This is a genomic window from Vibrio nereis NBRC 15637 (assembly GCF_001591105.1).
Classification (GTDB): Bacteria; Pseudomonadota; Gammaproteobacteria; order Enterobacterales; family Vibrionaceae; genus Vibrio; species Vibrio nereis.
Genome location: NZ_BCUD01000006.1, coordinates 220667 through 236334, shown reverse-complemented (window position 1 = coordinate 236334; position 15668 = coordinate 220667). Strand labels below are relative to the sequence as shown.

Genomic DNA, 15668 nt, shown 5'->3' with positions numbered 1-15668 from the left:
TCATGCTAAAGAAGTTAGTACTTACTTTTGTTTCTCTTATTTTTACATTCAGCGTTAGTGCTGCTGAGGTCGATAAAACCCAGCCGTATGAAATGATGAAACAGGTATCAGACCGCACATTTAGTCGATTAAAGGCCGAGCAGCCAAAGATTCAGCAAAACCCGGATTATTTAAAGGTCGTGGTTGAAGAAGAATTGATGCCGTATGTGAACGACAAGTATGCAGCGCTTAAGTTACTGGGAAGAAACCTGAAAGGCGCAAAACGTGAAGATGTGAATGTGTTCATTGGCACGTTCAGAGAATATTTGATCAGTTCATACGCGCAAGTGCTGACGCAATACACAGATCAAGATATCGTGTTTGGTCCAGAGCCGGTTTTAACTTCATCTAAGTCCATTACCGGTATTAAAGTGGAAATTGTCGACGCACCTCGCCCAAATATTAAGTTGGAGTTCAAACTTCGTAAAGATAAGCGCTCCGGTGAGTGGGAAGCGTTTGATATGATTGCGGAAGGTGTAAGCTTAATCTCAAGCAAACAATCGGAATGGAGCGGCAAACTTCGTCAAGAAGGTGTCTTAGCCGTGGCGCAAGACCTAAAAGAACTCGCAGCTAAACCAATTCGATTTGAGAGTAAAGAGTAATGAGTCATGCACAGTGGCACAAAGTTCAAAATGACAGCTACCAGATCACGGGTGAATTGAATCGGGACTCCGTACCTGCACTGTGGCAAGAATTGCAGCAATGGCAGCCGGAATCCAGCGATATAGATGTGAACCTAGGCAATATAAACCGTGTTGACTCGGCAGGAATGGTAATGCTAATTCACTTAATAGAGCATGCAAAAAAACAAAACTGTCATATAATGCTCAGCTTCGTGCCAAAAGAACTGAAAACGTTATTTCAGCTAAGCAATGTCGAAGAGTATCTCGACAGGCATCTAAAGAATTAAACAGGGGTGAATTGTGGACAGCGCAAAAGTACAACAGATTTTAGAACAAGAACTAAACCTAGAAGAGCTACACGTTAAAGGCGAAGGTAGCCATTACGAGGTGATTGCTGTTGATGCTTGCTTCGATGGAATGAGCCGCGTTAAGAAGCAACAAATGATTTACGCTCCGTTGATGGAATACATCAAAAGAAATGACATTCATGCTGTATCTATCAAAGCCTTCACTCCTGATGAGTGGGCTCGTGATAAGAAGTTGATGTCGCTGTAAGGTTTTGTAATGGAAAAATTTCGAGTAACAGGTTCAAATGAGCCTTTAGTTGGTGAAGTCACCATCTCAGGTGCTAAAAACGCAGCACTGCCGATTTTATTTGCGTCGATCCTGGCGGAAGAGCCAGTAGAAGTGGCCAATGTGCCTCATTTGCGTGATATCGATACCACGATGGAGCTTCTTAAGCGTCTAGGGGCGAAAGTCGAGCGCAATGGTTCGGTACACGTTGATTCGGGTAGTATCAATGAATACTGCGCGCCATACGACCTAGTGAAAACAATGCGTGCATCCATTTGGGCTTTAGGTCCATTGGTGGCGCGCTTTGGCCAAGGTCAGGTATCGTTACCTGGCGGCTGTGCAATCGGTGCAAGACCGGTTGACCTTCATATCCATGGTCTAGAGCAGTTAGGTGCAACAATTACCCTTGAAGATGGCTACGTAAAAGCAAACGTTGATGGCCGTCTTAAAGGTGCGCATATCGTTATGGATAAAGTCAGCGTCGGCGCGACGATCACGATTATGTGTGCGGCGACATTGGCAGAAGGTACAACGACGCTCGATAACGCAGCACGTGAACCTGAAATTGTTGATACTGCAGACTTCCTAAATAAGCTTGGCGCTAAAATATCAGGTGCAGGCACAGACACCATTACAATTGAAGGTGTAGAGCGCCTAGGCGGCGGCAAGCACTCAGTGGTTGCAGACCGCATCGAAACAGGAACATTCCTCGTCGCTGCTGCGGTATCCGGTGGTAACGTTGTCTGTCGCAATACCAGTGCCCACTTACTGGAAGCTGCGTTAGCTAAGCTAGAAGAAGCGGGTGCTGAAATAGAAACCGGTGATGACTGGATCTCACTGGACATGACAGACCGTGAGCTAAAAGCTGTGACGATTCGTACTGCACCTCATCCAGGTTTCCCGACTGACATGCAAGCTCAGTTTACGCTGTTGAACATGATGGCGAAGGGTGGCGGTGTGATTACTGAAACCATCTTTGAAAACCGCTTTATGCATGTACCTGAATTAATGCGTATGGGTGCAAAAGCCGAAATTGAGGGTAACACAGTAATTTGTGGTGACGCAGAGCAATTAAGCGGCGCTCAAGTGATGGCGACGGACCTTCGCGCTTCTGCCAGTCTAGTGATCGCAGGTTGTATTGCTAATGGCGAGACGATTGTTGACCGTATCTATCACATTGATCGCGGTTACGATAAAATTGAAGATAAGCTAGCTGCGTTAGGTGCCAAGATCGATCGCATCAGCGAGTAAACGCTATTTCAGCTAACAATTGTAAGCCGAAACATCAGTTTCGGCTTTTTTATGGACATTAGATCAGTTAGAGTCATGGCAAATATTTTTTGACTCAATGTGTTCTCGGAGAACAATAATGATTGCACTACTACGTGTATTGGCAGTTGCTATTTTTGCAATTGTTATGTTTGTGTTTGGCTGCGGCTACTGTTTATTAAGTCCGCGCAACCCAAAGCATGTATTCACCTTTGGTCGCCTATTCGGAAAAATGTCGCGTGTATTCGGCATCAAGTTAGAACTGCGTATTCCAGAAGATGCGTACAATCGTGGCCAGCATGTCTATATCGCTAACCACCAAAACAACTGGGACTTATTTACCGTTTCTTCAGCGGTGACGCCTAAAGTGGTTACTGTTGGTAAGAAGAGCCTAGCGTGGATGCCACTCTTTGGCCAACTATATTGGTTAAGTGGGAATATTCTAATTGATCGTGCAAACCGCTCTAAAGCGAAAGGAACGATTGATCAGGTGGTAGACAGCATTAAACAAAGTGATGTCTCAGTGTGGATGTTCCCGGAAGGTACGCGCTCACGCGGACGTGGTTTACTGCCATTCAAAACAGGTGCCTTCCACGCCGCGATTGGTGCAGGTGTGCCAGTGATCCCGATTGTGTGTAGCTCTACAAGCGACATTAAATTTAATCGCTGGAACAACGGACACGTGATAGTGGAAATGCTTCCTCCTGTCAGTACGGAAGGGTACCGCAAAGAACAAGTTCGAGAGTTGTCTAACCTTTGCCGGGAGCAAATGAAAGCGAAACTCGAAGAGTTGGATGAAGAAGTGAAGCAGTTAAATAAAGCTTCTTAACGGCAGTTTAATTGAAGAGAAAGCGTGCGCCTGGTCGCACGCTTTTTTTGTATCTGCTGAAGCACGCAGAAATACTGATTGAGTTCTGTTTTAGTAGCCTTAATCCAACACGTTTGAGGTGGGAAAATGAAACGACAGATCGGTCTAGTGTGCTTATGCTTGTCTCTTTTTGGGTGTGAGCAATCTGAAGTCACCATAGTGCAAAGTGAAGAATGGTTTAGCGCGATTGAAAACAGAGTGCGGGAAGGAGACGCAAACAATATCCATTCATTGGTCGTATGGCAAAAAGGTCATAAGCTCTTTGAAATTCATCGTCAAGGAGGAGGGCAGTTTGGATCACAACATACGTCGACAGTACCGGTTGGGATGAACGAACTGCATAACCTTCATTCCGTTACCAAGTCTTTCGTTGCCACACTGATCTTTATCGCGATCGATGAAGGTAAAATAGCAGGGTTAGACACACCCGTGTTCAGTTTGTTTCCCGAATATGTTGCAGACGATCGCGAGGAAAAAATGCAAATCCGCATTCGTGATGTGCTTAATATGTCGACTGGCTATGCATTGAATGAAATCGGCCCAGAAACTAAAGGTACGTTCCTTCAACATTACATGGCAAAGGATCTGCTGGAACTGTTTCTTTCCAAGCACCTCAGCTTTACGCCCGGAAGCCAGTTTGCGTATAGCGGCTTATCGACGATAGGTTTATCGAAAATTATTGAAAGAGTGTATGGCAAACCCTTCGCCACAGTGATGAGAGAAAAGTTGTTTGCTCCTTTGTCGATAGACAACTATCGTTGGTCGACACAGTTGGTTAGCGGTGAGCCTGGTGCCGATTGGGGCTTAATGCTAACTCCTGAAGGGATGGGTAAGTTTGGTACGATGTGGTTAAACCGTGGTGAGTATAACGGGAAGCAAATTGTACAGTCGCACTGGTTGGGCGAGTTGAGTAAAAGTCGGTTTCACGATTACAACATGGGCTATGGCATGCATTTTTGGCAGGTGCCTCAAGTGGGTGGCGCTGTAGCGGCCGTTGGGGTAGGAGAGCAGTACATTATGGTAATTCCCCGTAAGAACGCTGTCATCGTCGCGACAGGCGGAAATTATGATATGCCTAGTATGCCGACGCTGACGACTATGAAAGCGTTATCAGAGCTACTCTAAGGTGAAAGTATGTAAGGAAGCGAGGTAGATATCTTGAGTGAGTATTTCAAGTTATGAATACGAAAAAGCCGCATCAAAAGATGCGGCTTTTTCTAATATGGCTCCCCCTGCGGGACTCGAACCTGCGACATACGGATTAACAGTCCGCCGTTCTACCAACTGAACTAAGGGGGAAAAGGTGGTGCCGACTACCGGAATCGAACTGGTGACCTACTGATTACAAGTCAGTTGCTCTACCTACTGAGCTAAGTCGGCGCCTTTATCATCAACAAGCTTAAAGCTTATTGATTGAAAGTGGCTCCCCCTGCGGGACTCGAACCTGCGACATACGGATTAACAGTCCGCCGTTCTACCAACTGAACTAAGGGGGAATTATCTTTCAATAAAAAGAATGAATGGTGCCGACTACCGGAATCGAACTGGTGACCTACTGATTACAAGTCAGTTGCTCTACCTACTGAGCTAAGTCGGCACACTTTATTCTTTTTAACTATTGTTCGTGCAAAGCACCAACAATTAATAAATTGTGGTGCCCGGAGGCGGAATCGAACCACCGACACGAGGATTTTCAATCCTCTGCTCTACCGACTGAGCTATCCGGGCGACGAGGTGTATTAAACGGTTTTTCGGGTTTAACGTCAACACTAAAATGCAAAAAAAATATCGTTTGATGTTTTTCTATACTTAATGGGCTGTTTTTGCTCATTTTGGATAAGAAATGTATAGAGACCAACAGAGCATACACATACAACAGCGGTATTTAGTGTATCTCAAACACAGAAAAGCGGCACATTAACGCCTGTTTTTTGTTACTTAAGTCGAGAATTAACTGTTAATAGTAAATGGACCTGTCTAATTTTAAGAGTTTTAGACGCATGGCGTGATCATTTCTTGTGTCGACAACGCTAATTTTTAATGGCTGAAGTGGAAAGTCATTAATATTTATAAGCAGCTGCACTTGCTCATAAGTGAGATGACACTGCTGACCGTTTATGAACCTCGATCACCATGGGCAGATTGGCTCTCTAATGAATACTTGATGGAGGAGAGTTGGAAAAGTAGGGCACTGTGGCAGAAAAGTCGGTGATAAGTCCAGAACACCACGTAGCGACTTGTGTTCGCGTGATTTCATTTCAGTGGGTGGGAAATGGTTTAGTCAGGCGTGTCAGATACGAAAAAAGCCAAGCCTTTCGTCGGGGACGTCTAGTCTTGGCTTCTTAAAAGTGGCTTCCCCTGTGGGACTCAATGCGGCCGGCTAGTGCGGTCCGACGTTTCGGCTGAGACATTGCTTTGGAACAAAGCAGGAGCGTTAGATACGAAAAAGCCTCATCGTGTGATGAGGCTTTTTCTAATATGGCTCCCCCTGCGGGACTCGAACCTGCGACATACGGATTAACAGTCCGCCGTTCTACCAACTGAACTAAGGGGGAATTATTTGTGTCACTTCTTTCGAAGTGAAGCACCAAATAATGGTGCCTCGAGGCGGAATCGAACCACCGACACGAGGATTTTCAATCCTCTGCTCTACCGACTGAGCTATCGAGGCAAAAGAATGGTGCCGACTACCGGAATCGAACTGGTGACCTACTGATTACAAGTCAGTTGCTCTACCTACTGAGCTAAGTCGGCACACTTTATTCTTTGCTAACTTATTGATGTCTTAGACACCAACAATCAAATTGTGGTGCCCGGAGGCGGAATCGAACCACCGACACGAGGATTTTCAATCCTCTGCTCTACCGACTGAGCTATCCGGGCGACGGAGCGCTATTAAACGGATTTTAGGCCTTGCCGTCAACTTGTTTTTATAAAAAAAATCAAAAAAGTGGTTAAGTGTCGATAATTTAGACGTTTTAGCTAGTTAGGTTCTACCAGCGTTAAAATCTTTTTTGAATTTTGTAACTTTTTCTAGGTATCTACGTGCTTCAGCGTTCGGATGTTTTTTGGTTAGGGCCCAAAAAACTTGATTAGGGTGTAAAGAATTTAAGTCTCGCATTGCGCGTTTGCGATCTTTTCTGTTGAAAGTGTTCAAAACACCGCCAGTGCCACCATTGTAAGCAGAGATCATGCTGTATTCGAGTGAGGTAGGATGGTCTACATCTTTCAGGTAGCGGTTTTTTAGGATGTAAAAATACGCGGTTCCGGCGTCAATATTGTTCTCCGGGTTAAACAAATACTCTGGTGTCGGTTGTCCTGATCGTTTCTTTACGAGCTTAAATACGTCTCTGCCCGCCGTTTTAGGTACAACTTGCATTAGACCGTATGCATTCGCCCAGCTCACGGCATAAGGGTTAAAGCTACTTTCGGTTTTGATAATGGCGTAAATAAGATCTTCAGGAATGCCATATTTTTTCGATGCCCGACGAACAATATTGGCGTATTTATAACTGCGAATTTCTAGTTGTTCTTCGACCATAGGAATTTCGACGTAGTAGGCTTTTTTAAAGTCGACCTGTTTGACTTTGAGTTTGTTCGCGATCAGGTAATCAGCAAATCGGTTTGCTCGCCATGACCATTGGATGGGCTTATTTTCTTGATCGACCACTTGTTGATAAAGAAAAGGTTGGCCTTCTAAGCGAATATCTTTAGACGAGAAAAGATCGACTTGCGCAGGATCATCGGGCGTCAGTAGCGTGGTCACAATCGCGTTTTTGAGGTGCTCTTTCGGAGCGGTGGGGGAGACGGTCTCTACAGTAATAAGGCCTTGATTGAAATTCACCTCTGAACGGCTGAGATAGTTGTCGATGTACTTAACGTAATTGCTTTTACCCGCATACTTAACTTCATTTTTGCCCCAACGCTTTTCAATGTTGCCGGAAAAACTGCTAATAAGGGTGTCTAATGCCGCCGTGTCTTTTTCAAATTGTCCTGGCAACTGGGCTAGATTACGAGCAAAACGGTTGGTCGGCTCGTAATTGACATCGTAAAAACCTTCGACAAACTCGCGGCTACAGCCAGTGATCGCCAGTGCTAAAAGCAAATAAGTTAACTTTTTCATCATGATATCTATGCCAATGCTATCGCTCCCCGTGTTCGTACCGAATCGGAGGCGTAAAAAAGACACCAGTGCAGAGCAGTGATGTCTTTTACTATTGAGTTATCGCTGGGTATTACTCGCTTGGTGGCGTGTAGCCTTCGATATGAACATCTTTACCTTCGAAAAGGAAATTCACCATCTCTGTCTCAAGTAATTTACGATGCTCAGGATCCATCATGTTGAGTTTTTTCTCATTGATCAGCATTGTCTGTTTGTGTTGCCACTCAGCCCATGCTTCTTTAGAGATATTGTCAAAAATACGTTTACCCAGCTCACCTGGGTACAACTGAAAGTCCATACCTTCAGCTTCTTTCTGTAATCGAGCACAAAATACGGTGCGGCTCATGATGACTCCTTAATCGTGTTCTGATTGAAGTTCGAACGGAAGGCTGTCCAGTAACTGTTTTACTGGAGCCGCTAGGCCGATCTCTTCAGGTTTTGATAAGTTATACCAAAGACCTTTGCTTCCTTCCATTACCACATCCGGTTGCTTTGATAGTTCTACCAGAATTGGCGTGATATCGAGATGGTAATGGCTAAAAGTGTGTCTAAAGGCAATTAATTGTTTTTTCTGGTGGATGTCTGGCTCACGGACGCCGCGCAATGAGAGCAGATGATCGAGTTCATCATTGCTATGTTCTGGAAAACAGAATAATCCGCCCCAGATGCCAGACTGAGGGCGCTGCTCTAACCAGATATGGTTGTTGTGGTGCAGCATGACGAACCACGTCTCTTTTACTGGTTTTTCTTTCTTCGGTTTTTTACCGGGGTAATCGAGAGGGTTGCCTTGCTTGTTGGATACACACAGCGACTCCACCGGGCACAACGTACATTTGGGCTTACTGCGGGTACAAACCATCGCGCCCATGTCCATCATTGCTTGGTTGTATTTATCGACATCGCTGTTTGGCGTATGCGCTTCTGCGTGTTCCCAAAGCTGATTTTCGACTTTCTTTTGCCCTGGCCAGCCATCAACCGCAAAGCAGCGCGCTAAGGTACGTTTCACATTGCCATCAAGAATCGCGTGCGGTTGTTTATGCACCGACGATAGGATAGCAGCCGCAGTCGAACGGCCGATCCCAGGTAAAGCGTTCATTTGCTCTATATCTAATGGGAACTCACCGTTGTATTGCTCTGCAACGGTTTTGGCTGCCTTATGTAAATTGCGGGCGCGAGCGTAATAACCTAAGCCCGTCCATAAGTGCAGCACTTCGTCTTGTTCGGCGTTTGCAAGATCGATAACCGTTGGGAATCGCTGAAGAAAACGTTCGTAGTAAGGGATAACTGTCGCTACTTGAGTCTGTTGAAGCATGATCTCAGACAGCCAGACGCTGTAAGCGGTCTTATTTTGTTGCCATGGGAGGTTTTTTCTTCCATAGGCGTCATACCAATCTAGTATGGCTTTGGCAAAAGGGGTCACGACTTGCTCTGTGTTTAATATTTGTATAGCAAAATTGCACCACAAATTGAGCAATTTGTACAACCGACAAAGTGTGTGGTTATCTGTTCATCGGTTAAGACCAGCCGGGAACATACGGGATTTTCGGGAAAAGACTTGCACCCGTAGCAATTCTTTGGATAATCACAAGCCCTTTGAGTCGAGTGCAAAATTTATACAGGCAATATCAATGAGTGAAGTGACTACCAACGAATACACAGAAGACGGTAAGTTGATCCGTAAAGTGCGCAGTTTTGTTCGCCGCGAAGGCCGCTTAACAAAAGGCCAAGAAAACGCGATGAATGAGTGTTGGCCAACCATGGGTATCGACTATCAAGAGAAGCTGCTCGACTGGAACGAAGTATTCGGCAACGATAACCCTGTAGTACTTGAGATCGGCTTTGGTATGGGTGCTTCATTGGTTGAAATGGCGAAAAACGCACCTGAGAAAAACTTCATTGGTATTGAAGTACACAGTCCAGGCGTAGGCGCTTGTTTGTCAGATGCTCGCGATGCGGGTGTGACGAACCTACGTGTGATGTGTCACGATGCGGTGGAAGTGTTTGCGAACATGATTCCAGACAGCAGCTTGGCAACGCTACAGCTATTCTTCCCAGACCCATGGCATAAAAAGCGTCATCATAAGCGTCGTATTGTTCAGCTAGACTTTGCTGAAATGGTACGTGAAAAGCTGATTCTTGGTGAAGGTGTTTTCCACATGGCGACGGATTGGGAAAACTACGCAGAGCACATGGTTGAAGTGATGAACCAAGCTCCTGGTTTTGAGAACATTGCACAAGAAGGTGATTTTGTTCCTCGTCCGGAAGACCGTCCTCTAACAAAATTTGAAGCGCGTGGTCACCGTTTGGGTCACGGCGTGTGGGATATTAAATATAAGCGCGTAAAATAAACGACTCACAGCGCTAATATCGTTGAATATTAAGAAAGCCAACATTGAAGGATGTTGGCTTTTTTGACCCGGTAAGAAAAATAATAAGCCTTTGATAAATAGGTAAGTAATGAAACCAACAAAAGAAATTTTAGCTGAAATCCTTAACGAAGTTCGTCCACTTATCGGTCACGGCAAAGTGGCGGATTATATTCCGGCTTTGGAGAAAGTGCCGGCTAACAAATTAGGTATTGCGGTTTTTACCAATGAAGGGGAAGTGATCAAAGCAGGGGACGCGGATGAGTCGTTCTCTATTCAGTCGATCTCTAAAGCGCTGAGCTTGACCCTAGCAATGTGCCTGTATAAACCTGACGAGATCTGGACGCGCGTAGGTAAAGAACCATCGGGTCAAGCATTTAACTCGTTGATCCAGCTTGAAATGGAGCAGGGCATTCCGCGCAACCCCTTTATTAATGCGGGCGCGATTGTGGTGGCTGATTTGCTGAATAGCCGTTTGTCCGCCCCTCGTCAGCGTTTGTTGGAGTTCGTTCGTCAGCTCTCGGGTGATACGCACATCTGCTACGACAAAGTGGTTGCCGCGTCGGAAATGATGCACAGCGATCGCAATGCCGCCATCGCCTATTTGATGCGTTCGTTTGGCAACTTCGAAAATGAAGTCATTCCGGTACTCAACAATTACTTTCACGCCTGTGCGCTTAAAATGAGCTGTGTCGATTTGGCGAAAACCTTTAGCTATTTAGCGAACAAAGGTACATCGGTACAAACTGGACGTTCTGTGATCACCCCAACGCAAACCAAACAGCTTAATGCACTGCTGGCAACGTGTGGCTTATATGACGGAGCCGGCGAGTTTGCTTACCGCGTTGGTATGCCAGGTAAGTCTGGTGTTGGTGGCGGTATTATCGCGATTGTACCGGGCGAAATGACGATTGCGGTATGGTCGCCTGAGCTTGACCCATCAGGCAACTCACTGGCAGGAACAAAAGCGTTGGAGCTGCTTTCTGAGCGGATCGGTCGTTCTATCTTCTAGACTTAAGTAAGTCGGTGCAGGAGGCGATATGACGAAGCAAGAGTCTGAATGGATACACGATGAATTACTGAATAAGCTGGTGGTTTACCCTTTGCTGCATGAGGTGGTGCGCAAGAACGGCCCACAGCATATCGAGAAGCAGCCACAAGAGCAGTTCCTTACATACTTAAGTCGCGCGGTCGCCGGGCAGCAGCTTTCTGTTACGGCAGCAAAAACGATCTGGCAACGTGTTGAGGCTCAGTCGTTAGATCTGGGGCTGCCTAGGTTATTGGTCGAAGAGCATTACGACACATTAAGAGGTTGTGGGTTGTCTAACGCCAAAGTGAAGACGTTATTGGGCATCAACCACGCGCTCAAAGAAGGCATTATTTGTCCATCGGTGCATCAAAGTGACGACGCGCAATTTATTATCGAGCAACTGGTGCAGTTATGGGGCGTCGGGCAGTGGACGGCTGAAATGGCACTGATGTTTTTCTTCGCTCATCCTGATGTGTGGTCAGACGGTGATCTGGCGTTAAAACGCGGCTTAAAGCGAATGGCAGAGCAGCAAGGTGTCAGCAGTGAGGAGATCCTTCAGTCTGTGACACCTTATCGAACGTATTTTGCCCTGCACGTTTGGGAGGTGATGGACGCAGAGCTAATGAAAGAGGATTAATCCTCGTCCTCAGACATAAAGGCTTCGAGAAGGTCGTTCAAAAACAGTTTGCCTTTCTCGGTAATTTGCCAGTGCGTTTCAGACTCGCTCAGGTAACCCATCTCTTTTGCCCAGTCGATGGTCGGTTTTATGGCGTCAAACCCTAAACCAGTGGTATCGAGAAAATCTTGTTTTGGGCACGCTTCCATCAATCTAAAGCGGTTCATAAAGAACTCAAACGGTCTATCTTCAGCCGCGACATTCGTTTCACTGTCTAAATACGGTTTGACCATATTCTGATACGCTGCCAAATAGCCTTTTGGGTGTTTCACTTTGGTGGTGCGAATGATGCGCCCGTCAGCAAAACTCAGCTTGCCGTGCGAGCCACAGCCGATTCCTAAGTAGTCACCAAAACGCCAGTAGTTAAGGTTGTGCTGGCACTGATAGCCAGGCTTGCTGTAGCCTGATATTTCGTACTGGACGTAACCTGCTGCCGCGAGCTTCTGGTGGCCTAACTCAAAAATGTCCCACAGGTCGTCGTCGTCAGGCAGTGCTGGCGGTTTGTAGTAGAACATGGTGTTAGGCTCAATGGTAAGCTGATACCACGACAGATGTGGTGGGTTCAGTTCGATCGCTTTGTCCAAGTCCGCCAGCGCTTGCTCGACGGATTGATCCGGCAAGCCGTGCATCAGGTCAAGGTTAAAACTGTTCAAGCCGATTTGATGGGCTAATTTCGCTGCGTTAACTGCCTCGTTCTGACCGTGAATACGACCCAACCTTTCCAGTTTCGATTGCTCAAAACTCTGCACACCGATAGAGATCCGAGTGACGCCTGCTTTGCGATAGCCCGCGAAACGTTCCGCTTCAATTGTGCCTGGGTTGGCTTCCATGGTGATCTCAATCTCAGGCTTAAAAGGAATGCGCTGTTCAATGCCTTTCAACAGGTCTGCGATACCTTCGGCGGAGATAAGGCTCGGCGTACCGCCTCCGATAAAAATCGAATGGAGCGGGCGCGGATTCGCCTTAAGCTGGTAGCGTTCGATATCGCTGTCGAGATCTTCCAGTAGAGCAGCGATGTACTGCTGCTCTGGGATCTCGGCTTTGAGTGCGTGCGAGTTAAAATCGCAGTACGGGCACTTTTGTACACACCATGGGATGTGGACATAAAGGCTTAAAGCAGGAGGCGTTAGTTGGCTCATTATGGCTGCTCAGAAAGGGTAGCAAACAGCTGCTTGAGCGCTTTACCGCGGTGAGAGAGTTGCTTCTTGCGTATTGGTTCCAATTCAGCAGACGCACAATCATCTTCAGGGACGTAGAAAACAGGATCATAACCAAAGCCGTTTTCACCGTGTGCCTGTGTCAAGATACGGCCTTCCCATTTGCCGTGGCAAACAATCGGCGTAGGGTCGTTTTCGTGGCGCATCAGAACTAATACGCAGTGGAATCGTGCAGTGCGTTCAGCTTCAGGTACACCTTGCAGTGCGTGTAACAGTTTTTCTAAGTTCTGCTGGTCTGTCGCATCTTCACCTGCATAACGAGCAGAGTAGATGCCCGGTGCACCTTGAAGAAAATCGACTTCTAGACCAGAGTCATCCGCGATCGCGGGTAAGCCCGTTTCTTTCGCGGCATGGCGCGCTTTGATGATCGCGTTTTCAATAAAAGTCGTGCCAGTTTCTGCTACGTCGGATACATTGAACTCACTTTGTGCCAAGACTTCAAAACCGAAATCAGACAGCAGATCGGCCATTTCTCGCACTTTACCTTGGTTGCCAGTGGCTAGCACAATTTTTTTCATGGGGCTCTCTTTTTGTTGCGATAAAGGAGAACAATCGATTCTCCTCTAGATAACGTCTAACTTAAACGTAAGCTTTTGGCCTACGGGTGTCTAAAAGCATTTGGATCATCACAACCCAATTACTCTTCGACATAAAATTTCTGGGTGAACTGTAATGTGCCATTGCCTTTAATGCCAGCATTTACTTTGACATCAAAGGTGAGATTCTCTTCTTCAGAGACAGGGAATTCGGCAAGGTAATAAATAGCGTTACCTTCTTTGACTTCGCGGAAGCTCAGTTCTCGCGTTTGTCCTATCAAGTTTCTACTGCTACCTGACACGTCGGCAGTGATGGCGGGTTTACCTGCTTGAGAATTATCCAGCACACTGATGTTTAAAATCGCTGAGTAACCGTTGCGCTTCAGGTTGTAGGTTCTGGCCACCTCTGAGGTCAAAAAGGTCGAGTTAAATGCAGAGTAGTGCACCTCAACGTCTTTGATGTTTTTGAACTGTTCTGCCCAGCTTGGCATGGCCAGTGTGCTTGCTAGTAACAGTGCTATCCATTTTTTCATAGTGCTTCCTTTTGCGATAGTGCGCTACAAACCTTGTCAGTTTGCAGCTATCGATAAACAAAAAGCCATCATAGGATGGCTTCAATTTCTTGCGGGATTTGTACAGGAGAGTTAACCCTGACCTGCTTATGCCGGCCTAACTCGCCTTTTTCTATCTTTATTAATCCCTTAGCCACTTTAAACTGTTTGGCTAGGTACTTACTCAGATGAGCGTTGGCTTTTCCGTCAACAGGAGGCGCAGTGATCGCGATCTTGAGTTCATCACCGTGTAAACCAACAATCTTGTCCCGACTGGCTTTCGGTTGAATATAGAGCCGCAGGACAAGGTCTTCTCCATCTTTCCAGACTGCCTTTATCATTATAGTCGGAACCACATCGGACCGATTAGGTCTCCGAGTAAAATGTTGGCAAATTGCAGCGCGATAAACAGAACCAATACGCTTAAATCAAATCCGCCCATCGCTGGGATAACACGGCGAATTGGAGCCAGCATAGGTTCGGTTAGTTGGTGGAATACGTACTCAATTGGGCTGCGGCCTTGGCTAACCCAGCTTAAGATGGCACGAATTAACAGTACCCAGAAAAGTAATCCGCCAGCGGCTTTGACCAGTGACAACGCACCTAGGAACAGGAAGTCTGTGCTGAATGAGACCGCTCCGTTAGAGGCGATCATGATCAAGATGACAAACTTGAGTACGCACAGTACGTACGCAAACAAAACTGTTGCTAAGTCGATGTTGCCCACCGATGGAATCACACGGCGCATAGGGCCAATGATCGGCTGCGTTGCTTTCACGATAAATTGTGAAAACGGGTTGTAGAAGTCTGCTCGTGCAGCTTGCAACCAAATACGTAAGATCACCACCATGATATAAAGATCAAAGGCCGTGGAAATCAGAAAACTCATAGAATTCATGGGTTACCCTTAGTTCGGTGAGCGTTATGCTCAATATTAAAATAGTTTTTCCATTTCTTCAGCTCGAGTCACCGCGGCCTGCATCGCTTTTGCCACGATGTCAGAGAGCTGATGCTCGTTGAATGTACGCAGGGCTTCAGCGGTAGTGCCACCTTTTGAAGTCACTTGCTCACGTAATGTAGAAAGTTCGGTATCAGCATTGGCAATTACCATCTCTGCTGCGCCCAAGGCGGATTGTTGAACCAGTAAACGAGCGGTATCTTTATCAAAGCCTTGCGCGATCGCTTCTGCTTGCATCGCTTCCATAAATAGGAAGAAATAAGCTGGCGCACTGCCTGCTGCTGCAATCACATTGTTAATACCAGATTCTTGCTCTACCCAGCACACCTTGCCAACGGCTTCAAGCAGTGACGCGGCAAACGCTTTGTCTTGCTCAGAAACATGCTCAGGTGCATATAAGCCGCTCATGCCACGCCCAACCAGTGCGGGTGTGTTTGGCATTACGCGCACTAGGTTAAGCGTTGCGCCAAACATTTCGTTAAGTCGCTGCGCACTGATGCCAGCCGCGATAGAGATAACCAACTTATCTGAATAATCTGTACCGCTCAGGCCGTTTGCAACCACTTCCATTAACTGAGGTTTTACCGCAAGTACAATGGCATCGGCGTCTTTCACTGCGGCAAGGTTGTCCGCTTCCGTGTTGATACCATAAGTCTTTGCAAGAAAACTACGCTGATCTTCGTTTGGGTCCGTGGCAGTGATCAAGTTGGCAGGATAGCCACTTGCTACCAGCCCAGCGATGATAGAGCGCGCCATATTGCCAGCGCCGATAAACGTAACCTTCTTTTGTTCCATGACTT

The 15668-nt window shown here is 46.5% G+C and carries 18 protein-coding genes and 9 tRNA genes; 9 read left to right on the top strand and 18 right to left on the bottom strand.

Going from position 1 to position 15668, the window contains the following annotated elements; all coding sequences use genetic code 11:
• The first annotated feature begins 2 nt into the window (after nucleotides 1–2).
• The 6 genes from mlaC (at nucleotide 3) to VNE01S_RS09090 (ending at nucleotide 4497) form a co-directional block, all read left to right on the top strand.
• Nucleotides 3–641, top strand: a complete 639-nt coding sequence (mlaC, locus tag VNE01S_RS09115; protein WP_053394287.1) for a phospholipid-binding protein MlaC — start codon at nucleotides 3–5, stop codon at nucleotides 639–641.
• Nucleotides 641–949, top strand: coding sequence for an STAS domain-containing protein (locus VNE01S_RS09110; protein ID WP_053394286.1), 309 nt, complete (start codon nucleotides 641–643; stop codon nucleotides 947–949). The genes mlaC and VNE01S_RS09110 overlap by 1 nt, the downstream gene beginning before the upstream one ends.
• A 13-nt stretch (nucleotides 950–962) precedes the next feature.
• Nucleotides 963–1217: a BolA family iron metabolism protein IbaG gene (gene ibaG, locus VNE01S_RS09105; protein ID WP_053394285.1), complete on the top strand. Its 255-nt coding sequence runs from the start codon at nucleotides 963–965 to the stop codon at nucleotides 1215–1217.
• Between the two features lie 9 nt (nucleotides 1218–1226).
• The gene (gene murA / locus VNE01S_RS09100) at nucleotides 1227–2486 is read left to right on the top strand and encodes a UDP-N-acetylglucosamine 1-carboxyvinyltransferase (protein ID WP_053394284.1); all 1260 of its coding nucleotides are present in this window, start codon (nucleotides 1227–1229) and stop codon (nucleotides 2484–2486) included.
• A 118-nt stretch (nucleotides 2487–2604) separates the two neighbouring features.
• Nucleotides 2605–3333, top strand: coding sequence for a 1-acylglycerol-3-phosphate O-acyltransferase (locus tag VNE01S_RS09095; protein ID WP_053394283.1), 729 nt, complete (start codon nucleotides 2605–2607; stop codon nucleotides 3331–3333).
• Between the two features lie 126 nt (nucleotides 3334–3459).
• Nucleotides 3460–4497 (top strand): serine hydrolase domain-containing protein, encoded by a 1038-nt coding sequence (locus VNE01S_RS09090; RefSeq protein ID WP_053394282.1) that lies wholly within the window; start codon nucleotides 3460–3462, stop codon nucleotides 4495–4497.
• A 98-nt stretch (nucleotides 4498–4595) separates the two neighbouring features.
• On the opposite strand, the gene VNE01S_RS09085 is transcribed toward VNE01S_RS09090, so the two are convergent.
• The 12 genes from VNE01S_RS09085 to mutY form a co-directional block, all read right to left on the bottom strand.
• Nucleotides 4596–4671, bottom strand: a tRNA-Asn gene (locus VNE01S_RS09085).
• A 5-nt stretch (nucleotides 4672–4676) separates the two neighbouring features.
• A tRNA-Thr gene (locus VNE01S_RS09080) sits at nucleotides 4677–4752 on the bottom strand.
• 40 nt (nucleotides 4753–4792) lie between these two features.
• Nucleotides 4793–4868 (bottom strand) — tRNA-Asn (locus VNE01S_RS09075).
• Nucleotides 4869–4893: 25 nt separating this feature from the next.
• Nucleotides 4894–4969: transfer RNA gene (locus VNE01S_RS09070), tRNA-Thr, on the bottom strand.
• Nucleotides 4970–5024: 55 nt separating this feature from the next.
• Nucleotides 5025–5100: transfer RNA gene (locus tag VNE01S_RS09065), tRNA-Phe, on the bottom strand.
• A gap of 751 nt (nucleotides 5101–5851) precedes the next feature.
• A tRNA-Asn gene (locus tag VNE01S_RS09060) sits at nucleotides 5852–5927 on the bottom strand.
• A gap of 40 nt (nucleotides 5928–5967) precedes the next feature.
• Nucleotides 5968–6043: transfer RNA gene (locus VNE01S_RS09055), tRNA-Phe, on the bottom strand.
• A 7-nt stretch (nucleotides 6044–6050) separates the two neighbouring features.
• Nucleotides 6051–6126 (bottom strand) — tRNA-Thr (locus tag VNE01S_RS09050).
• Nucleotides 6127–6179: 53 nt separating this feature from the next.
• A tRNA-Phe gene (locus VNE01S_RS09045) sits at nucleotides 6180–6255 on the bottom strand.
• Nucleotides 6256–6358: 103 nt separating this feature from the next.
• Nucleotides 6359–7495: a membrane-bound lytic murein transglycosylase MltC gene (gene mltC / locus VNE01S_RS09040; RefSeq protein WP_053394281.1), complete on the bottom strand. Its 1137-nt coding sequence runs from the start codon at nucleotides 7493–7495 to the stop codon at nucleotides 6359–6361.
• Nucleotides 7496–7607: 112 nt separating this feature from the next.
• Nucleotides 7608–7880, bottom strand: coding sequence for an oxidative damage protection protein (locus VNE01S_RS09035; protein WP_053394280.1), 273 nt, complete (start codon nucleotides 7878–7880; stop codon nucleotides 7608–7610).
• A gap of 9 nt (nucleotides 7881–7889) precedes the next feature.
• Nucleotides 7890–8954 carry an A/G-specific adenine glycosylase gene (gene mutY / locus VNE01S_RS09030; protein ID WP_053394279.1) on the bottom strand — a complete coding sequence of 355 codons (1065 nt, stop codon included), beginning with the start codon at nucleotides 8952–8954 and terminating at the stop codon, nucleotides 7890–7892.
• Between the two features lie 208 nt (nucleotides 8955–9162).
• Here mutY and trmB point away from each other — a divergent pair, with 208 nt between their 5' ends.
• The 3 genes from trmB (at nucleotide 9163) to VNE01S_RS09015 (ending at nucleotide 11567) form a co-directional block, all read left to right on the top strand.
• Nucleotides 9163–9882, top strand: a complete 720-nt coding sequence (gene trmB / locus VNE01S_RS09025) for a tRNA (guanosine(46)-N7)-methyltransferase TrmB (protein ID WP_053394278.1) — start codon at nucleotides 9163–9165, stop codon at nucleotides 9880–9882.
• 109 nt (nucleotides 9883–9991) lie between these two features.
• Nucleotides 9992–10912: a glutaminase B gene (gene glsB, locus VNE01S_RS09020; protein ID WP_053394277.1), complete on the top strand. Its 921-nt coding sequence runs from the start codon at nucleotides 9992–9994 to the stop codon at nucleotides 10910–10912.
• 28 nt (nucleotides 10913–10940) lie between these two features.
• Nucleotides 10941–11567, top strand: coding sequence for a DNA-3-methyladenine glycosylase family protein (locus VNE01S_RS09015; protein WP_053394276.1), 627 nt, complete (start codon nucleotides 10941–10943; stop codon nucleotides 11565–11567).
• Here the strand turns inward: VNE01S_RS09015 and hemW are convergent.
• From hemW to proC, 6 genes are all read right to left on the bottom strand, one after another.
• Nucleotides 11564–12745 carry a radical SAM family heme chaperone HemW gene (gene hemW, locus VNE01S_RS09010; protein ID WP_053394275.1) on the bottom strand — a complete coding sequence of 394 codons (1182 nt, stop codon included), beginning with the start codon at nucleotides 12743–12745 and terminating at the stop codon, nucleotides 11564–11566. The genes VNE01S_RS09015 and hemW overlap by 4 nt on opposite strands.
• Complete coding sequence (locus VNE01S_RS09005; RefSeq protein ID WP_053394274.1) at nucleotides 12745–13341, bottom strand: XTP/dITP diphosphatase; 597 nt, start codon at nucleotides 13339–13341, stop codon at nucleotides 12745–12747. The genes hemW and VNE01S_RS09005 overlap by 1 nt, the downstream gene beginning before the upstream one ends.
• 119 nt (nucleotides 13342–13460) lie before the next feature.
• Complete coding sequence (locus VNE01S_RS09000; RefSeq protein ID WP_053394273.1) at nucleotides 13461–13892, bottom strand: DUF4426 domain-containing protein; 432 nt, start codon at nucleotides 13890–13892, stop codon at nucleotides 13461–13463.
• A gap of 68 nt (nucleotides 13893–13960) precedes the next feature.
• Complete coding sequence (gene yggU / locus VNE01S_RS08995; protein ID WP_053394272.1) at nucleotides 13961–14251, bottom strand: DUF167 family protein YggU; 291 nt, start codon at nucleotides 14249–14251, stop codon at nucleotides 13961–13963.
• Complete coding sequence (locus tag VNE01S_RS08990; RefSeq protein ID WP_053394271.1) at nucleotides 14251–14808, bottom strand: YggT family protein; 558 nt, start codon at nucleotides 14806–14808, stop codon at nucleotides 14251–14253. Before VNE01S_RS08990 ends, yggU begins: the two co-directional genes overlap by 1 nt.
• A gap of 36 nt (nucleotides 14809–14844) precedes the next feature.
• Nucleotides 14845–15663 carry a pyrroline-5-carboxylate reductase gene (gene proC, locus VNE01S_RS08985; protein ID WP_053394270.1) on the bottom strand — a complete coding sequence of 273 codons (819 nt, stop codon included), beginning with the start codon at nucleotides 15661–15663 and terminating at the stop codon, nucleotides 14845–14847.
• Nucleotides 15664–15668: the final 5 nt, after the last annotated feature.

Excerpts from the sequence above, each read along its gene's own strand:
- VNE01S_RS09005 (WP_053394274.1), bottom strand. The coding sequence starts at position 13,341 with ATGAAAAAAATTGTGCTAGCCACTGGCAACCAAGGTAAAGTGCGAGAA.
- VNE01S_RS09090 (WP_053394282.1), top strand. The coding sequence starts at position 3,460 with ATGAAACGACAGATCGGTCTAGTGTGCTTATGCTTGTCTCTTTTTGGG.
- VNE01S_RS08990 (WP_053394271.1), bottom strand. The coding sequence starts at position 14,808 with ATGAATTCTATGAGTTTTCTGATTTCCACGGCCTTTGATCTTTATATC.
- VNE01S_RS09015 (WP_053394276.1), top strand. The coding sequence starts at position 10,941 with ATGACGAAGCAAGAGTCTGAATGGATACACGATGAATTACTGAATAAG.
- VNE01S_RS09000 (WP_053394273.1), bottom strand. The coding sequence starts at position 13,892 with ATGAAAAAATGGATAGCACTGTTACTAGCAAGCACACTGGCCATGCCA.
- proC (WP_053394270.1), bottom strand. The coding sequence starts at position 15,663 with ATGGAACAAAAGAAGGTTACGTTTATCGGCGCTGGCAATATGGCGCGC.
- murA (WP_053394284.1), top strand. The coding sequence starts at position 1,227 with ATGGAAAAATTTCGAGTAACAGGTTCAAATGAGCCTTTAGTTGGTGAA.
- VNE01S_RS09035 (WP_053394280.1), bottom strand. The coding sequence starts at position 7,880 with ATGAGCCGCACCGTATTTTGTGCTCGATTACAGAAAGAAGCTGAAGGT.
- VNE01S_RS09095 (WP_053394283.1), top strand. The coding sequence starts at position 2,605 with ATGATTGCACTACTACGTGTATTGGCAGTTGCTATTTTTGCAATTGTT.
- glsB (WP_053394277.1), top strand. The coding sequence starts at position 9,992 with ATGAAACCAACAAAAGAAATTTTAGCTGAAATCCTTAACGAAGTTCGT.
- mltC (WP_053394281.1), bottom strand. The coding sequence starts at position 7,495 with ATGAAAAAGTTAACTTATTTGCTTTTAGCACTGGCGATCACTGGCTGT.
- trmB (WP_053394278.1), top strand. The coding sequence starts at position 9,163 with ATGAGTGAAGTGACTACCAACGAATACACAGAAGACGGTAAGTTGATC.
- mlaC (WP_053394287.1), top strand. The coding sequence starts at position 3 with ATGCTAAAGAAGTTAGTACTTACTTTTGTTTCTCTTATTTTTACATTC.
- yggU (WP_053394272.1), bottom strand. The coding sequence starts at position 14,251 with ATGATAAAGGCAGTCTGGAAAGATGGAGAAGACCTTGTCCTGCGGCTC.
- VNE01S_RS09110 (WP_053394286.1), top strand. The coding sequence starts at position 641 with ATGAGTCATGCACAGTGGCACAAAGTTCAAAATGACAGCTACCAGATC.
- hemW (WP_053394275.1), bottom strand. The coding sequence starts at position 12,745 with ATGAGCCAACTAACGCCTCCTGCTTTAAGCCTTTATGTCCACATCCCA.